The organism is Desulfosudis oleivorans Hxd3 (assembly GCF_000018405.1).
GTDB classification, from domain to species: Bacteria; Desulfobacterota; Desulfobacteria; order Desulfobacterales; family Desulfosudaceae; genus Desulfosudis; species Desulfosudis oleivorans.
This window is the reverse complement of sequence record NC_009943.1, coordinates 229,291-245,980: the sequence shown is the minus strand read 5'-3', so window position 1 is coordinate 245,980 and position 16,690 is coordinate 229,291. Positions and strand designations below refer to the sequence as shown.

Below are 16,690 nucleotides of genomic sequence, written 5' to 3'. Positions count from 1 at the left end.
CCCCCGCACGGCCCTGGTTTAAACCTCTAACCCGGATATTTCATGAAATATTCGGGCTACAGGTACGCCTCCACCTTCCGGGTCTTTAAAAATCCTGAATAAACCGATCCTTCGGCGCCGTCAAGGCTGATATAGTCTCCGGCGTTCAACACCACGTCATGGAACCGGCAGGTCTTTTTCACCTCGTCACAGACCAGTGCCCCGCAACCCACCACGCAAGTCTTGCCCAGGCTGTGGGCCAGCACCGCCGCATGGGAGGAAAGACCGCCCCGTGCCGTCAGCAGGCCGTCGGTGCCCGATATTTCCCGAATATCGTCGGGCACGGTATCGCCCCGTATCAGGATCAGATGGGTATCGGGCTCCACCATGGCCCACTTGTCGATCTCCTCTAAAGAAAAAACAATACGCCCGCTCATGGCGCCGCCGCTCACGCCGATACCCTGGCCCAGGAACCGGTCGCTCTCCAGCACGTCGTCCGGGTCGAAAATCGTGATGTTTTTGCTCTCCCGAATGGTCATGTCCCGGGTCTGCAGAAAGTAAAGCTGGCTTTTCGTGGGGCCCTCAAACGTAAACTCCATCTCCTGGGGGTTCCAGCCGTGCTCGTAGATCAGCTCATCCACCCACTGTTTCAGGGCGGCGTATATCTCGGGGAAATGGGTCTCCAGGGTGATGTCGGTCCGGCGTTGCTCCGCCTCTTTCTGCATCACGGAAATGGGCAGGGTGTTGACCAGGCCGGACACCACGTCCTCGCCCTGGTTGCCGATGGTAAAGTCGCCCCACAGCCGGGGCGTGTCCCCCGGCATGCGGGGGCTGTGAGTGAAAAAAACGCCGCTGCCCGACTGCCGGGAGAGGTTGCCGAACACCATGGACTGCACCGTTACCGCCGTGCCCCAGTCATCGGAGATGCCCACGATCTTCCGGTAGTTTTCCGCCTTCTGGGAATACCAGGAGGCAAACACGTTTTTGACGGTTACGTAAAGCTGATCAAACGGGTTCTCCGCAACCTTTATTTTGCAGTCTTCCAGCATTTTTTTATAGTCCAGGGCCACCTGCCGCATCTGGTCCCCGGAAAAATAGCGTTTCAGGGGAATGCTCCGCCGGGCCTTGTGTTCACGGATGATGGCGTCAAAATCGTCCCGCTTCAGGCCAAAGGCCATGCCGTAGTATTGCAGAAACCGGCGGTAGCTGTCCCAGGCAAACCATGCGTTCCGGGTCTGTTGCGCCAGCCCCTGTGTGATCTCCTCGTTCATGCCCACGTTTAAGGCCGTGTCCATCATGCCCGGCTGGGAGATGGCGGCCCCGCTCCGTACCGCCAGCAGCAGGGGGTTTGCCGGGTCGCCGAATTTTCGGCCCGCGGACTTTTCCAGGTGTTTCAGGTGATGGGCCATCTGCTGCCGGAAAATCTCCTCGGCCGGGGCATAGGCATCCATGATGTCCCGGCACCGGAACACCTCGGTGGTAATAATGAATCCCGGCGGCACCGGGTATCCGTAACCGGACAGCTTGATGATGTTAAACCCCTTGTTGCCCAGGTGAATGATGCCGTATTTTTTTGTTTCCCGGACATCGATGGCCGCGATGGTGCGGGCCGGGTCGTAGTTGAGCAGCCGCTCCAGCCGTTCGGCCGGAAGGGTGTTGGCCTGGTGAAACAGCACGTTGAGAACGCGGGTCAGCAGCAGGTCCAGCTGAGGAAGCCCCAGGGAGAGGGCGATCTTTTCCCGAAAAAAGATCTCGGACACCCGGTGGGTCAGCTTGTCGTGGTCCATGTCGGCGCTCCGGCTGCCGTCACCGGGAAGGTACTTGGGCAGCACCACGCCGGAGGGCTGGCCGGACAGGATGGTCCGCAGGTTCTTTGCGTGCCGGTTGTGAAAATGGTCGGCGATGATGTGCTTGACCGCGGTGGCAAACCGCTTGAAGATGTCCAAAAACTGGGTAAAGGAAAACCCCCGGGTGTTGATGCCCTGGGACAGGAGGTCCAGCTGGAGCTCGATCTCCTTGGTGGAAAAGCCGTCCACGGCCAGGGCCCGCACAAAAAGCCGCAGGCAGTTGTAAATCTGGAAAAAGGTGGTCTTGGTGATCAGGCCCAGGTCGATGTCGTTGACGATCTCTTCGAACAGCACGTTGAGCAGGGCCTCCAACCGGAAGGTGAGGCCCAGGGCGTCGAACTTGGTCTCCCGGTAGCTGCCGTACATGGAGGGGATGTCCACGGCGATATGGCGTTTCTCGTAGATGTTCTGCTCGATCTCAAACCGTTCGTCGGACAGGATCAGTGCCTTGAGCTGCTCCAGGTAGGTGATGAGCCGGGTTGCCTTGTTTTTGGCCTTGGATTCGGCAAAGGCCCGCTTGAGCTCCTTTAAGTCCGGAAAATCGACGGTGTTGAGCCGGGCCACGTATCCCTCGACGTCTGAGGGATTGATGGTGTATTTCTGGTCCAGCAGCTTGTAGAACTCGGTCACCAGCACCACCCGTCGCCGTTCCCGGTCCGGCGCGGCGGGCACCTTTTCGCACAGCGCGGCCACCGCTTCAGCGTCAAGGGCCAGCAGGCCCCGGGGAAGGTCCACGCCGCTGTCGGCCAGGTGTGAAAACAGGGCGTGCATCTGGTCCACGTAGGGACCGCTCTCCCGCACCTGTTCATACATGTCCGGCGGCAGAAAAGCCCTTAGACCGGTCTTGTCTTTTGTCAGCCAGAAAGCAATAGCCGCCTCCATAAAGGGAATCAGCCGGTTGCTGCCCTCCACGTGACCCTGCTTTCTTAAAAAATGAACCAGCACGTCCTTGCGGTGGCAGATTTCGTCCAGCTCGGTGGAGATATCCCGCAGGGCGCCTTCGGCCCCGATGTCGTTGAAAAAAACCGGCAGCAGGCGGGCAAACTGCTTGACCATGTTATAAACCGGGCCGATGTCACTGTTGAGCAGCTCGGTGATATCCCTTGGGAACAGGTCGGTGTCCCGGATGAATACCCCCTCCAGGGTGAGATGAACGATAAGCGCCGACAACAGCCGCGAGGAGCGCTGGGGGTTTTCCCGGATCAGGGCCAGCCAGGCCCGAATGTTCTGAATGTGGGCCTTGTTGGCTTTTATCTTCCAGTCGTTGTCCACCCCCTCCACCATGGGGGCATGAAACCCCAGGCCAATCACGCCGTCGATAAAATAGCTCACCAGCTCGGCGTCCCCGGTCTTGTAAACGCTCTCCCCCACGTTGCGCACGCAGTTTAAGGCCGTGGCCGGAAAACGGGCCGTCTGATCCTGCAGCACCTGAAAGGTCCGCTTGATCCACTCCCGGCTCTTCTTGATATCGCTGCTGGAAATCAGGTAGGTCAGGGTGGTGTTGATTTCCCGCAATGCCTCTTCGTGAAGGCCGGAAAGGCTTGACATGTTCAACACCAGAAACAGGGCCAGGAGTTTCCACTGGTGGCCGTTACCGGTGTCGACGCCGGCGGCATACAGGGCGTCGGGCAGGTTCCGGTAGGCGGACACAAAAAACTCGTAGCCGGGCAGTTGGGCCAGTTGCCGGCACCGTTCCCGGGAATCCGGGGTTTTGGTCTCCAGCTGCCGTATGCGCACAAGCATCTGGCTGATGGCGTTGTGGGACACCCCGGAAACCAGGGCCACCACCTCCTCCTGGGCAGGGGTGGCCGGAGCGGTCCAGCCGATCTCTTTTTTCAGCCAGGCAAGACTGTCTTTTTCCTGCTGCCAGCAGCGGCACACCGCCACCAGGTATTTTTCCAGCAGGCGGCCGAGACGCGCGGCATCCAGCAGGTCGGCGGCCCCGCCTTTGAGCATGGCGGCCGCCACATCGGTCAACTGGTAGTAACTGTTGATAAAGAAGGAAAAGCTCTCGCCCTCCAGGCGCGCAATCGTGTCAATGCCCGCCTGAAGCACCGGCGCCATGTCCGCCCCCCCCTCTTTTGCCGCCTTTTGCAGAAACAAAAGCAGGTTGTCGGCGGCGTCCACCTTTACCTGCATCTGCTGGGCCGCGCTGATGGCGCCGGCAAAAATCTTGACATACAGGTCAGCGGCCTGGGGGCCTTTTGCGTGGTTGCGAAGCTGGTAAAAATAGTCCAGGGAAAAGGTGCGGGCCTCGCTGACGATAAACCGCCAGTTCCGGTACGGGTGGGAGAGCTCTTTTAAGAAGGTGTCCAGCCGCTCGGCAAGACCCTGGAAGTCGGCCATGACATCACGCAGCACCATGTAGCGGTCCTCAATGGAGACATCCACATGATAGCTGGCCAGGTTGACTTCCAGGGCTTTTGATTTGAGCGTCATCTTCGTTTCCGTCGGCACCCGGCAGCGCAAACCGCCGGAGCAACCAGTGTAACGCAAAAAGCGGCATGCCCTGCAATCCCCTTAAGGGACCGGCAGGTGCCGCTGGTCCATACCCTATCAAACCATGCCGCTGTTTTCAAGAATGATCCCGGCTGCTGGGACGTTGTGGTGGGAAGGCAACAGGTCGTTTTACAACGCCGTCACCCGGACGGCTGTAAAACAAAGACAGCGGGATTACCGGCAGGCTTTGTTTGTCACGGCTGCCAGACGATTAGAAGAAAAAACCGGTATTCAGGCTACTGATCCCTGGCCGCCTCTTCCCTCATTCTTCTGATAAACGCCTTTGCTTCCTCCTCGGTGGCAAACCGGCGTCTTTCAATGGCGCCGTTCCGGTCAATAGAAACCGTGGCGGAAATAATCTCCCCCTTCTTGTTGCGCTCCTTTGAAAGCTTTACATCTACCATATCCGTTGTCCTTATCCGGGTTGTTCGGTAAACCGCGTTACATACCGGGCAAACATCCGTCGTACCTCCGGGTTTTTCTCCTCGTCGTAAAGGCGTTCCATGATCCCCCGCACACCGTGGGCTGAGCGTACCAGGTACTCGCCCTGCTCCTTGTACAGGCTGACCGCCGTCTGGGAAACCGCCGAGCACAGCGCGTCGAGAAACCGCTGCCGCACCCGGAACCCGCGGCCGTTTTTTGTGGGGCGAAAAAAGGAACGCGTAAAAATAATAGCCGAATTTTTCGCCGCTGTCATGGGAGAACCGACCCGGCTGGCAATTTCATACACCATGGCGGCGATCACCAGTGGGCTATTGTACAGCGAGTCCGGCGGCATCTTGTTGGTTTCGGCAAGATCGGTGATGGACAGGGAGACAAAATAGTCCATGGTGCCCCGCCGGCCGTACAGGAACCGGTTGTTTTCCTGGCTCTCGTTGAAAAACACCGAGCCGGGCAGGTCCACGATGGTGCTGGGCTGGGCGCCGATGCGGTTTTTGCTGCAGAACCGGGCGATGTCGATGCCGGTGTTGTCGGAAATCGAATGAAAGTAGTCATAGGGCAGGCCCACGATAAAGGAGCCGTGCACCGAAATGCCCTGGGCGTGAATCTTTCGAATCCTTTCGGCATAATAGTCCGACGCCGTAATGCCCCGCTTTTCGATGTCGCCCACGATATGCTTGTCGATATATTTCAGGTTGCGAAGGTCCAGGGATTCCAGCCCGATGAAAAAATGGGTGCCCCCGGACCGGCGGATCTTTTTCAGCAGGGCCTCGTCATTGGCCACGTCAATGGAGATCTGCACCGCGTAGTTGATGCACAGGTCGCTGGCAATGATCTTATCCAGCAGGTTGTGAAGGTTTTTCTTGCCCAGCAGCAGGTTGTCCGGGGTAAAGAAAAAATAGCGGTTCTTGAAATTCACCGGCCCCTTCTGGGCCAGCCTCAGTTCCTCGATAAAATCGTCCGGGTCCCGGAGGCGAACGGCCCGCTGCTTTTTGGGCAGGGTGGAGATGGAGCAGAACTTGCAGGAAAAAGGGCACCCGGTATAGGGCGCCACCGGGTTGATGCGAAAGTCCTTCAGCGCGGTCCACCGGATGCCTGGCAGCTTGTTGAGCATGCCGATTTTTAAGGGTTCCAGGGGCTCTACGTTGGGAAACTCCCCCCAGATGCCGTCTTCGATCAACCGGTAGCCGGTGTATTCCGGCTTGAGCCGGTGGCTGTCCAGGTCTTCCAGCAGTTCGGCCAGGGTGGCCGAGTCCCCGGAGCCCTTGACAATGGAGATGATTTCCGGATGGGGGGCATAGGCCCGGATAAAGGTGTCCACGTCCTCGGGCATGGTGGAGATGTGAATGCCGCCCAGCACCACGGGAATTTTCGCGTGGTTCAACACCAGGGCCGCGGCCGCGGCCGCCGGAAAGTTGGAGCTCATGGAGGTGATAAACACGGCCCGGGGCAGGCGCTTTTTTTCGCCGATCACTTGGGAAAACCGCCTGCGCTTGCCGTCCAGCATGATCACCAGGTGGTCTTTGGCAAGCTTTGCCAGCTGGTTCTGAATGTAGACGCCCGAATACATCTCAATGGCCAGGGTGTCCACCATGGTAACCCGCTGCTTTTCCAACTGAAAATCGATAAAGGCCAGAAAGTTTTCCTCGTCCAGTTCCCGGGCGTTTCTGCCGGAAAGGTAGGAAATAACCTCAACGGGCGTGATGTCTTTTGCCGGCATCAGGTCCATCAGCTTGTAGGTCAGCGGATTGTATACCACGAAATAGGGAGCGGACATTCCGGCGGTTCCTGCTGTGGCAAAGGGTTATAAGATTTCTATCTATAGCACACCCGGCCGGTACGCTTCAAGCCCCGGATGCGGGTCTGCCCCGCCCGGCGCCAAGGGCGGTCAGCACATCAAAAAACCGGCGGGCCTTTTGGGTTTTAAACCGGAATGCCAGCACCCCGCGCCAGTCGTCCCGGAAATCCGCCGCCTCAAAAGAAATGAGCAGGGTGTCCGGCGCGGGAACATCCACAAACAGGTCCGATAGCTTCGGATCATCCGCGGCGATATGAATCTGCCGTTTTCCATAGGTAAAGCAGGCCACGCGCTTTTGCGTCACCGCCAGGCACCCGGAAAACAGCTCTACCCGCCCGCGATACCGCCGGCCCGGGCCCTTGACGTTTTTTGCGACAAACCGGCCGGCCATGCCTTCATCGGCAACCACTATCCCTTCGGATTCAAGTTCCGGCCGCAGCTTTTTTGGAATGGCACCCAGCCTGAACAGCCTGTATGACAACGCTTTTTTCATGACCTCTCCATTTTACGCCCGCACATTTCGGGTTAAAACATATTCCGCCGGTTTTGCAAAGCCGGCGCAGTTGTCTTGCACCGGCTTTTTTTGCCGGTTTTGCTTGCATGCGGCCGGCTGGCGGCATATAAATATCCTCTTGGTCCGTGTCCGCGGGCGCGCCTGTTCCGGCGGCCCGCCAACATTGCAACAGGTAACGCTTTGTTCGGGTGGTATCATGCTTCAAAAATGCGGTGCGGCTGTTCTGGTTCTGTGGTTTTCTCTTGTTGTCTCTGCCGTTGCTTCTGATCCCCTGGAGGCCGGCGGCTGGAAACGGGTGATGGACAAAAACGGCATAAAGTCCTACAGCCGTCAATACCAGGGTACGGGGATCTTTGAATTCAAGGCGGTCACCGTGGTGGACGCCCCCATCTACGTGGTCAGTGAGCTGGTCCGGGACGTGGAGACCTATACCGACTGGATGCCCTACTGTTCCCATGGGTCCTCCATGGATTTTATCAACCGGGACGACAAAAAGGTCCGCATCGTTCTTGATCTGCCCTGGCCCCTTTCCGACCGGGAAATCATCATTCACGCCACGATAACGTACGACATGGACCGCGGCCGGGCCTTCTTTTCCCTGCAAAACGTGGACCAATGGCCGGAAACCGAGGCCAGGCTCATCCGGGTGCCCATGTTCTCAGGGCACTACACGTTCGAGTTTATCACTCCGGACAAAACCGGGGTGATCTACCAGTACAACGTGGACCTGGCCGGCAGCCTGCCGGACACCCTTTCCAAAATGATCGCCAACCGGTTTCTCTTTGACAAGCTTTCCAACATGCAGAAAAAGGCGGTAACGGAAAAATACATCGCCCTGGGAGAACAATCGCTGGACAAGGCGTTGTGCGACCGGATTCTGGCCGACAAGACCCGCACGCAGCAGATCGCCTCAGCCCGCCTGGCCGAGATCATTCAGTCAAAAGCGGTCATCGACCTCATGGCCGGCCACATGCCGCTCTACGACCTGGTCACCACGCAAAACGGCATCGTTTCACAGAAACTGCTCTATGCGTGGGGATCTGACGCTGCCCGAAAAGAGGCGGTTAAAATCCTTATCGGCGCCTACCTGAAGTCCCGCACCAGCGACCCGGCCATCGTGGAAAAAATCCTTTCAGACGACCGGCTGATTCACGCCATTCAGACAGGATCGGCCGTAGACAACCGGCCGGCAAACGTCGTTCTGGAAGCGTACCTGAACGGCTATGCCGGATGAGCATGGGCGGTCTCTGCCGGAACACGGCGGAGCGCTCTTTTGCAAAAAAAAGCCGGCAGATGCGAATTTTCACATCTGCCGGCGTTAACGGTTTTTTTAAATGGCCGAAGACTACAGGCCGACATTGTCCTTGAGCTGAGCGATCTGAATGCCAAGACCGATACACTGCTTACCGTCCATGCAGGTGTCGGCATCCTCCGGCTCCAGATAGGTTTTCAGTTCATGGTTGCCTTTTTTCAGTAACACCGTCCAGGCCTTCTGGCCTTCGTCATAATCGACCTTCACATCAATACCGCACTCCCCGATATCGGGGTAGATCTTTCGAATCTTGTCACACAGTGTTTGCTTGTCGTACATTTTCAGCCTCCTTGTCTGGTGAAGGGGGTTGGACTTCCGTCTGCGTTCTCTTCCGGCACAAACCCGGCGCCATCCGGGCCATATCTTTTGACCGGCGCGCCGGTTTCATGCCGTTCTGAAAAAGAACATCTGTCAAAACAATATTATGCTTTTCTGCTATAAGTCAAGCCATGCTAATGCGACCGGGCCGGGCGCACATCGGCCTTTACGTGCCGCAGGCGCAGAACCGGGGCCAGCCCATGAGTTCGGCGGCGCCGGCAATGGTGGTACCGTAGAAGAGCACCGGCGTGTCGGTGAGAAACTGTTCGATGGTGCCGTTGACCACGGTGGTGCCGGTGACCAGCAGCAGGTCGGCCCACTTTATGGCATCGGCCGTGGCGTCCGGGCCTTCGATGCGGGCGCCGCGCTTTTCAGTGCCGATATTGTCCGGGTCCATGTCCACGATGCGATAGTCAAACCGTTTGGCCAGGGCTTCCACCATGGCCGGCTGAAACCCCACCTGAAGAATTTTTATGTCGCCGTACTCTTCTGCCAGAAATGCGGCCAGGGCCGCTGCGCAGTCAGCCGGGCCTTTGTCTCTGCAGTGAATGGTTTTGTCGGCCAGGCCCAGGTGGCGCATCACCGCGTTTATGGTGGCCACGAAAATGGCCCGGCGGTAGTTGTTTTCCAGGGGCATGGCCAGAATCTCGCGCAACGGGCCTTTAAAATCCCCAAACCTGTCGGTAAAGGCCTGGCCCAGGGAGCCTGAAAAATCGGCCTGCATCAGCCGCTCCCGGCCCTGCTGCAAGGGAAAGTCGTCTGCCTCGGGATCGCCGATGGCCTCTTCTGTGGACAGGGTGCGGGCCTTGACCGTCACGTCCTGGTCCATCAGGTCATACTGATCGCAGATGCTTGCAAACCGCTCTTTTATCTGGTCGTAAAGTTTTGTGGACATGATGTGTTTCCTGTATTGTGGAGTCTTGAATCAATATTTTTCTTTGCGCCCTTTGCGGTGAATTTGATTTTTTGAAATCCGCTATCGTCTTGAGATGTTGTAAGCCTTTTGCATTTAAAGGTCAATTTGATCCGTCAAACAGGATAATGCTGGGTTCCCAGAAGGCCACCGATATTTCCTTTCCTTCATACAGGTCGTGGCGCTCCCGCAAGTAGGGGGGCAGCTTGATCTCCAGGTCGTGGATCTGGGGGCTGCCGCTGATCTGAAAGCAGACCATGCAGTACTCGGGAAAGGGAAATACCGAGACGATGCGGCCGGACAGCCTGTTGTGGGAAAGGGCCGGCTTTAAGGTCTTGTCCGGCTTTAAAATCTTGATGTCCTGCTGGCGAACGCAGAAGGTGGCCCGCGTGCCGGGGGTAATTTTTTTTGAAACCACCACGGAAAAGCGGTCGGTGTCGATGCGGGTACCGTCTGAATGGGTGTGGGCCGTACCGGTAAAAATGTTGCGGTAATTTAAAAACCGGGCCACGTCGCAGGTGGCCGGGCGTTCAAATATCGCCTGCTTGGGGCCACTCTGGTGAAGCTTTCCGTCCAGCAGCACGGAGAGCCGCTCGCCCATGCTGTAGGCCTCTTCCAGGTTGTGGGTGATGTGAAAGGCGGTGATGCCGATCTCCTGAATGATCTTTTTCATCTCCACCCAGAGCAGTCGCTTGGCCCCTTCGTCGATGGAGGAGAACGGCTCATCTAAACATACCATGTCCGGGGCAATGGCCAGGGCGCGGGCCAGGGCCACCTTCTGTCGCTCCCCGCCGGAGAGGTTTGCAATGGCCCGGCTTCGCAGGCCGTTGATACCCAGAATGTCGCAAAGCCGGTCCACGATGCGGTCGGCATCGGCGCCCCCGGCGCCGTGAAGACCGAACCGAATGTTTTTTTCCACGTCCAGGTGGGGAAACAGCGAGTAGTTCTGGGGCACATACCCGATGCGCCGCTCTTCAGGCCGGCGGCGGCTGACGTCCTGGCCGTTTAAAAAAACAGCACCGCCGTGGGAGGGATAAAACCCGAGAATGCACTTCATCAATGTGGATTTGCCGCTGCCCGTGGGTCCCAGCAGCACATGATATTCCCCCCGGCCGCAGGACAGGTTAATGTCTTTAAGGCAAAACTTTCCCAGGGCAAGATTCAGGCTGGCAATCTGAAGAAAGGTGGGGCTCATGATTTCCACCCCCCGGTCAACCGCCGCTCCAGCCAGGCAAACAGGTTCTCAAAGACAAGACACATGACGGCCAGCACGATGAGGCACACAATAATGATGTCGATGCGCATCAGGCTTTCGGCCCGCATCAGCAGCGCCCCGATACCCGTGGGAATGGCCACCATCTCGGCGGCGATCACCGTGCGCCAGGCCATGCCCGCCTCCAGGCGCAGGCCGGTAAAGATGTTGGGCAGGGCCAGGGGCAGCACCACGGCAAAAAGGATGCGGCCTTCGGAGGCCCCAAGGGTCCGGGCCACGAGAATGTAGTCGGCGTCCACCTGCTTGATGCCGGTGACCGTGTTGTAGAGGACAGGAAAAAAGGAGCAGATGAAAATCAGGGTGATGGGCAGCATCTCGTTGATGCCGATCCACAGCATCAGAAGGGGAATCCAGCCCAGGGCCGGAATGGGATAAAAAAGGCTGATGATGGGAGACAGGGTTTTGTCGATCAGGCGCCGCCATCCCATGGCCGTACCCACCACAATGCCGGCCACGGACCCGGCGAAAAATCCGATCAACACCCGGCCCAGGCTGGCGGCAAAGCTTTTGCCCAGCACGCCGGTAACGGTCAGGCGGTAAAACTCGGCCATCACCTCGGAAAAGGGGGGCAGAAAAAACCGGCCCGGCAATATGCCGGCCCTGGCCACCACTTCCCAGGCAACCAGAAAAATCGCCACCGGCAAAAACCCCCAGGCAGGCTTGAGTTTACTCTCCACCTCCGGCCTCCAGAAACCGCAAGTCCAAAATTTCCGCCGCCGGCGCCGCCTTTTTCAGGTATCCCAGGCGCGCCATAAAATCGATGGCGCGCTGCACCTCGGCGGGATTAATGGCAGTGGTAAAATCCATGCGGGTCATGGAACGCTCAACAACGGCGGGCGTAATGACCGTGCGGGTACCGGCCCCCAGGTCCGGGCCGTCGCCGCCACCCATAGTTTGAAGCTGCCGGGACACGATTTCGGCCGCCTCCCGGGGATGACTGTTCATCCAGGCGGTGGATTGTTCCAGCACGGCGATCAGTTGTCGCACCACGGCGGGTCGCTTGTCAATCAGATCCTCCTTGACCACCAGCACGCTGCCCTGCATGTTCGGCCACACATCCCGGCTGGTAAAAAGCATCTCAAAATCCCCGGCCTCGGCCATGGTGGCCCACTGCTCGGGCAGCACGACCGCGTCCAGTTGGCCGGTCTGAAGGGCCAGCAGCTGTTTTTCCGGGGGCATGCGCCGTATTTTTGGCAAAACAGCTTCCCTGTCCAGGTGGAAAACGTCAACGGCTTTATTCAACATCACATCCACGGCCCCGCCCTGCCGAATGCAGCCCACGCAAATATCCGGCCGCTCCAGATCCCTGGCTGTTTTGATTTTCTTTTTATTGACCACCACCCCGTAACCGTGCTTGTGCGTGCCGGCAACGATCTTGACGGGCACCCCGGCGTTGAACCGGGAGTTCACAGCGGGAACCAGGCAAATAAAAGCCGCGTCAATATCACCCCTGGCCAGGGCCGCGGCCAGGGCCATGCCCGTGGCATAGCTTTCATAGGCCGTCACGTCAAGGCCGGCCTCAGTAAACCATCCTTTTTCCCGTGCGACAAAGGCGGCGGCGGCATGGTCCATGAACTCCACGGCCATACGGACTTTCTCCTGTCCGTTACCAGGCAGGGTTTCAGCGACAGACAGGCCGGGAAACTGTATTATTAAAAACAGGGAAACCAGACAGACGGCGATACCGAATTTTCTACACACAGTACAGCTCCTTTCCTCTCGTCAATGAAAAGCAAAAAATTTTCGGCTGCCTCTAAAGTTGAATTTTCTTTCCGTTCTGGAAGACGGCCTTTTGATGTTGACGGTTTTCTTTTTTTGCGCCGCAAAGGCGAAACGTACGCAAAGGATTGTTTTTTCACCTTTGCGCGCAGTGTTTACGCTTTTTTTTGCGACCTCTGCGTCTTTGCGGTGAAACTAAACTTTTCGGTTGTGTCGTTAGCGACCTTTTTACCAAAGCCCGACCGAACGATTCTGCGGCCTTGTTAGTTTCCATCCAGAAACGTTTTTCGTGTCTTCATACCAGATGAATGGACTCTTGTTAGTCGGGAAACACAATGATGCTGGGCTCCCAGAAGGCCACGTCCGTTTGTTTACCGGCAAAAAGCTTATACCGTTCCCGAAGATAGGGCGGAAGTTTTATTTCCAGGTCATACTCCCGGGTGCTTCCCTCTACTCTGAACCAGACCAGACAATATTCCGGAAAGGGAAACAGGGAAACGATATGGCCATGAAGTATGTTATGCCGCATGGCCGGTTTTACGGCGTTGTCCTGCTTGACAATTTTGATGTCCTGCTGCCGGACGCAAAGGTTTACCCTTGTGCCGGGGGAAATCTTTTTTGACAGCACGACACTGAAGCAGTCGGTGTCAATCCTCGCGCCTTCAGGATGCGCATGGGCTACCCCTGAAAAAAGATTCCGGTAGTTCAGGTAGCGGGCCACCTCCTGGGTTGCCGGCCGCTCAAAAATATCCTCTTTGGGGCCGCTCTGATGAAGCTCGCCGTTTAGCAGCACCGAGAGTCGCTCGCCCATGCTGTAGGCCTCTTCCAGGTTGTGGGTGATGTGAAAGGCGGTGATGCTGATTTCATTAATGATTGCCTTCAGGTTAATCCACAGGCTGCGCTTGGCACCTTCATCTATGGATGAAAAGGGTTCGTCAAGCAATATAATGTCGGGTTGAATGGCCAGGGCCCGGGCAAGCGCGACTTTCTGTTTCTCGCCGCCGGAAAGATGTCGAACATCCCTTTTTCGAAGATGCTGAATCTGGAGCATGTCACACAGCCGGTCTACAGTTCTGTCGGCGTTTTGAGACGGGTACTTTCCGGATCGGAACCCGAATCTTATATTTCCCTCCACCTTCAGGTGGGGAAAAAGAGAGTAGTGCTGAGGAACATATCCCATATGACGGTCTTCCGGCAGTGTATGGGTAATCTCTTTTCCGTTCAAATAGAGGGCCCCCTGATTGATCCTGTAGAAACCCAGAATACATCTCATCAATGATGTCTTGCCGCTTCCCGTGGGACCCAGCAGGACATGGTACTCTCCTTTTGCACATAAAAGATGAATATCCCGAAGGCAGAATCCGCCCAGGGAAAGGGTCAGTCCATCAACCTGAAGATGGGCGTGATTCATATCGTTCCCACCTTTAATGTTCTTACAAAAAAAAGAATGGCCAGCGACATGGTAACCAGAAGCGTAATATAAATCAGGGCGCCCGTAATGTTGGCGGACTCAAAGCTTAAATAGATGGCAACGGGAATGGTTTCCGTCTTCATGGTCATGGCGCCGGCCAGGGTCACCGTGGCGCCAAACTCCCCGATGGACCTTCCCCAGACCAGCAAAAAAGAAGAGATAATACCTTTACCGGCCATGGGCAGCACCACGCGGAAAAACGTCCGCATTTTGCTATACCCCAGTGTTCGGGCCAGATTTTCATATTCCTCGTCGATCCCTTCAAACGTCGCCCGCAGCAATCGCAAGGACAGCCCGACCACCACAAAAAACTGGGCCAGAATAATTCCCTTCACCTCAAAAACAAAAGGGCCGAAATAATGGTTAAGCTGTTTTCCCAACGGCGTATTAAAAAAGATAAGGAGCATGGCCCCAAGGGCAATGGGAGACAGAACGATCGGCAAATCAAGCAGGGTATCAAAAAACCGTTTACCGAAAAAGGTATGTCTGGAAAAGAGATACGCCACGGGCACGGAAACTGCCAGGGCGAAAACAGAGGCGATTGTGGCCGTGAAAAGAGAAAGCTTTACCGCAAAAAGGACTCTTCCCAAATCGGGAGACGAGAGAACTTTTTCCTGTCCCAGTTCGACCAGCATGCCCGCGAAAAGGCCGATAAAAGCAAGAATAAGAAGCCCTGCGGTTCCCCAGATGATGGCATCAAAAACACGATTCATTTTTGCTGCCTTAAATCTTTCATGATGTCGAAATAGGCGGCTGGAAGGGTGTATTCGCCACCCACAGGCGCCTGTGGAGCGAATACCTGCGCCTTGTCCAGAGAGGCGAGATACCCGTATTTTTCATACGCCTCCCTTCCCACCGGAGAAAGCACGAATTCAATAAAAGCCTCTGAAAGTTTTATGTCCTTGGTATAGATGGGAATGGAAATAGGAATATGGGAAAGTCTTGGTATCTGATCCGGATCAATAGGCACAAACGCCATACGATCAGGATTCCAGTAATGAAACACCCGCCATCCCAGAATGGCGTCAACCTGGTTCATCGCGGCCAGGTTTGCCGTTTTTGAGCAGCTTCCGCCAAACGTTACTACATTTTTTAAAACCGGTGCCAGCAGCGAGTTCTTCTCCAGAAGCTCAATGCCATAGAGCCCCAGACACACCGTTTCCGGGTTCCCAATGCCTACGCGAACGCCGGGCCTGGCAAGGTCTTTCAGGGAATGAATATTCGCGGGATTACCCGCGGGGGTTATAATGGCAGGGACAAGATACGCCACGATCCGAGCGCTGTTTTCTACAATAAGTTTTTTCCGTTCGGCGATGATGATGTAATCCGGCGAGCCCGGCAAGTAGATTTCCCCTTTTTTGGAAAGCTCAATCTGGGAAAGCAGCGTGCCCGATCCGCCGAATATCATATTTACGTTGATGTTTTTCTCCTGCTTGAACTTGGCGGCAATCTCTTCCATTGCGGGCTTGTTCGCTGATCCACAAAAAACCGTTATAGAATCGCTCTCCGCCTTGACGGTTGCCTGCCCCCCCCCAAACAATGTAAGTCCGAGTCCGACCAGTAAGAAAAAAACCGTCTTTCGCATGTTTATTACCTCCTCTTGGACCGCCGTGCTGATTGTGATGAATATGTACCATCGGTTGTATTCCGCCAAACATAACGCAACACAAAAAAAACTACAGTTCAAGCTCCGCCGACCCCTGGGCGAGGAACGCCTTGAACTCTTTATAAGCAGACCAGAAACACGCTATTGCACGTTCACCCGCCGGGGTAAGTACCGCGCCACCGCCGCCTATGCCACCGGTACTCTTTTCCACCACCGGCATTTGGCTTTGACCGTTCATGAATTCCACCAGTTTCCAGGCGTGACGATAGGACATTTGCATGGACCGGGCCGCAGCGCTGATAGAGCCGTAGTCCCGAATCCTCTCCAACAGAACCACCCGCCCGTAGCCAAGAAAAGTGCCGTCCGGCCCCTCTATCCAGATTCGACCCCGCAAACGATAAGCCTTCGTTCTTTTCTTGTTATCATTGGCCATGGCGTTATATACAAAAGAACATAGCGATTGTCAAGAACCATACTCAATAACGATAAAAAAACAGGCTGCTTTTTTTCGACGCTACAGGCGCATCATGGCATCCACAATGGCGGCCACGTCGCGTCTGGGCCATACCGGCAGGCCGGTTTCAACCGGGTCGTCGGTGACCACGGCCAGGATGTCGTCTCTTTCCGGAAACAGCGGGTCCTTTCCATTGGCGGCCCGCCACACCTCAATGTTTGCGCCCGGGCCGTTTGCATACCCTTCCACCAGCACGATGTCGCATTCGGCAAACAGGTGGCCCAGCCGGTCAAAAGGATTTTCATCCACCTTGCGGGGCAGGTAAACCGCCATCTGGTCGGTGGTGGTTACGGCGGACGGCACGGCCCCGGCCTCCCGATGCCGCCAGGAGTCCTTGCCCGGTGTTTCCAGTTCATGGGCATGGCCGCTGTGTTTCAGGGTGCCCACGGCCAGGCCCCGTTTTCTGAGTTCCGCGATCAGCTCTAAAATAAGCGTTGTTTTTCCGTTTTTGGACCGGCCCACGATATGAAAGATTTTCATTTTTCT

At 56.4% G+C, this 16,690-nt stretch carries 15 protein-coding genes; 1 reads left to right on the top strand and 14 read right to left on the bottom strand.

Annotated elements, in window-relative coordinates:
* Nucleotides 1–56: 56 nt before the first annotated feature.
* The 4 genes from DOLE_RS01100 to DOLE_RS01090 all read right to left on the bottom strand — a co-directional run bounded on the left by DOLE_RS01100 (nucleotide 57) and on the right by DOLE_RS01090 (nucleotide 7,057).
* Nucleotides 57–4,265: a PEP/pyruvate-binding domain-containing protein gene (locus tag DOLE_RS01100; protein ID WP_012173650.1), complete on the bottom strand. Its 4,209-nt coding sequence runs from the start codon at nucleotides 4,263–4,265 to the stop codon at nucleotides 57–59.
* A gap of 296 nt (nucleotides 4,266–4,561) precedes the next feature.
* Complete coding sequence (locus DOLE_RS18100) at nucleotides 4,562–4,729, bottom strand: hypothetical protein (RefSeq protein ID WP_012173649.1); 168 nt, start codon at nucleotides 4,727–4,729, stop codon at nucleotides 4,562–4,564.
* Nucleotides 4,730–4,740: 11 nt separating this feature from the next.
* Nucleotides 4,741–6,543: a B12-binding domain-containing radical SAM protein gene (locus DOLE_RS01095; protein ID WP_012173648.1), complete on the bottom strand. Its 1,803-nt coding sequence runs from the start codon at nucleotides 6,541–6,543 to the stop codon at nucleotides 4,741–4,743.
* Between the two features lie 67 nt (nucleotides 6,544–6,610).
* Entirely contained in the window at nucleotides 6,611–7,057 is a 447-nt protein-coding gene (locus DOLE_RS01090) for a hypothetical protein (RefSeq protein ID WP_012173647.1), read from the bottom strand.
* A 217-nt stretch (nucleotides 7,058–7,274) separates the two neighbouring features.
* On the opposite strand from DOLE_RS01090, the gene DOLE_RS01085 reads away from it, so the two are divergent.
* Complete coding sequence (locus DOLE_RS01085; RefSeq protein ID WP_012173646.1) at nucleotides 7,275–8,312, top strand: START domain-containing protein; 1,038 nt, start codon at nucleotides 7,275–7,277, stop codon at nucleotides 8,310–8,312.
* Nucleotides 8,313–8,423: 111 nt separating this feature from the next.
* Here the strand turns inward: DOLE_RS01085 and DOLE_RS01080 are convergent, their stop codons facing one another.
* The 10 genes from DOLE_RS01080 to mobB form a co-directional block, all read right to left on the bottom strand.
* Nucleotides 8,424–8,669 (bottom strand): hypothetical protein, encoded by a 246-nt coding sequence (locus DOLE_RS01080; RefSeq protein WP_012173645.1) that lies wholly within the window; start codon nucleotides 8,667–8,669, stop codon nucleotides 8,424–8,426.
* 205 nt (nucleotides 8,670–8,874) lie between these two features.
* The gene (locus DOLE_RS01075) at nucleotides 8,875–9,603 is read right to left on the bottom strand and encodes a Rossmann-like domain-containing protein (protein WP_012173644.1); all 729 of its coding nucleotides are present in this window, start codon (nucleotides 9,601–9,603) and stop codon (nucleotides 8,875–8,877) included.
* 121 nt (nucleotides 9,604–9,724) lie between these two features.
* Nucleotides 9,725–10,816, bottom strand: coding sequence for an ABC transporter ATP-binding protein (locus tag DOLE_RS01070; RefSeq protein WP_012173643.1), 1,092 nt, complete (start codon nucleotides 10,814–10,816; stop codon nucleotides 9,725–9,727).
* Nucleotides 10,813–11,571, bottom strand: a complete 759-nt coding sequence (locus DOLE_RS01065) for an ABC transporter permease (RefSeq protein WP_012173642.1) — start codon at nucleotides 11,569–11,571, stop codon at nucleotides 10,813–10,815. Before DOLE_RS01065 ends, DOLE_RS01070 begins: the two co-directional genes overlap by 4 nt.
* Nucleotides 11,561–12,595, bottom strand: a complete 1,035-nt coding sequence (locus tag DOLE_RS01060; protein ID WP_153304324.1) for an ABC transporter substrate-binding protein — start codon at nucleotides 12,593–12,595, stop codon at nucleotides 11,561–11,563. The genes DOLE_RS01065 and DOLE_RS01060 overlap by 11 nt, the downstream gene beginning before the upstream one ends.
* A 337-nt stretch (nucleotides 12,596–12,932) precedes the next feature.
* Nucleotides 12,933–14,024 carry an ABC transporter ATP-binding protein gene (locus DOLE_RS01055; RefSeq protein ID WP_012173639.1) on the bottom strand — a complete coding sequence of 364 codons (1,092 nt, stop codon included), beginning with the start codon at nucleotides 14,022–14,024 and terminating at the stop codon, nucleotides 12,933–12,935.
* Complete coding sequence (locus DOLE_RS01050; protein WP_012173638.1) at nucleotides 14,021–14,797, bottom strand: molybdate ABC transporter permease subunit; 777 nt, start codon at nucleotides 14,795–14,797, stop codon at nucleotides 14,021–14,023. Before DOLE_RS01050 ends, DOLE_RS01055 begins: the two co-directional genes overlap by 4 nt.
* The gene (gene modA / locus DOLE_RS01045; protein ID WP_012173637.1) at nucleotides 14,794–15,669 is read right to left on the bottom strand and encodes a molybdate ABC transporter substrate-binding protein; all 876 of its coding nucleotides are present in this window, start codon (nucleotides 15,667–15,669) and stop codon (nucleotides 14,794–14,796) included. The genes DOLE_RS01050 and modA overlap by 4 nt, the downstream gene beginning before the upstream one ends.
* A 91-nt stretch (nucleotides 15,670–15,760) precedes the next feature.
* Nucleotides 15,761–16,084, bottom strand: coding sequence for a winged helix-turn-helix domain-containing protein (locus tag DOLE_RS01040; protein WP_232362719.1), 324 nt, complete (start codon nucleotides 16,082–16,084; stop codon nucleotides 15,761–15,763).
* A gap of 120 nt (nucleotides 16,085–16,204) precedes the next feature.
* Nucleotides 16,205–16,684, bottom strand: a complete 480-nt coding sequence (gene mobB, locus DOLE_RS01035) for a molybdopterin-guanine dinucleotide biosynthesis protein B (protein ID WP_012173635.1) — start codon at nucleotides 16,682–16,684, stop codon at nucleotides 16,205–16,207.
* Nucleotides 16,685–16,690: the final 6 nt, after the last annotated feature.

Bases quoted from the DNA above. Each gene is read 5' to 3' on its own strand.
- DOLE_RS01100 (WP_012173650.1), bottom strand. From the start codon at position 4,265: ATGACGCTCAAATCAAAAGCCCTGGAAGTCAACCTGGCCAGCTATCAT.
- DOLE_RS18100 (WP_012173649.1), bottom strand. From the start codon at position 4,729: ATGGTAGATGTAAAGCTTTCAAAGGAGCGCAACAAGAAGGGGGAGATT.
- DOLE_RS01095 (WP_012173648.1), bottom strand. From the start codon at position 6,543: ATGTCCGCTCCCTATTTCGTGGTATACAATCCGCTGACCTACAAGCTG.
- DOLE_RS01090 (WP_012173647.1), bottom strand. From the start codon at position 7,057: ATGAAAAAAGCGTTGTCATACAGGCTGTTCAGGCTGGGTGCCATTCCA.
- DOLE_RS01085 (WP_012173646.1), top strand. From the start codon at position 7,275: ATGCTTCAAAAATGCGGTGCGGCTGTTCTGGTTCTGTGGTTTTCTCTT.
- DOLE_RS01080 (WP_012173645.1), bottom strand. From the start codon at position 8,669: ATGTACGACAAGCAAACACTGTGTGACAAGATTCGAAAGATCTACCCC.
- DOLE_RS01075 (WP_012173644.1), bottom strand. From the start codon at position 9,603: ATGTCCACAAAACTTTACGACCAGATAAAAGAGCGGTTTGCAAGCATC.
- DOLE_RS01070 (WP_012173643.1), bottom strand. From the start codon at position 10,816: ATGAGCCCCACCTTTCTTCAGATTGCCAGCCTGAATCTTGCCCTGGGA.
- DOLE_RS01055 (WP_012173639.1), bottom strand. From the start codon at position 14,024: ATGAATCACGCCCATCTTCAGGTTGATGGACTGACCCTTTCCCTGGGC.
- DOLE_RS01050 (WP_012173638.1), bottom strand. From the start codon at position 14,797: ATGAATCGTGTTTTTGATGCCATCATCTGGGGAACCGCAGGGCTTCTT.
- modA (WP_012173637.1), bottom strand. From the start codon at position 15,669: ATGCGAAAGACGGTTTTTTTCTTACTGGTCGGACTCGGACTTACATTG.
- mobB (WP_012173635.1), bottom strand. From the start codon at position 16,684: ATGAAAATCTTTCATATCGTGGGCCGGTCCAAAAACGGAAAAACAACG.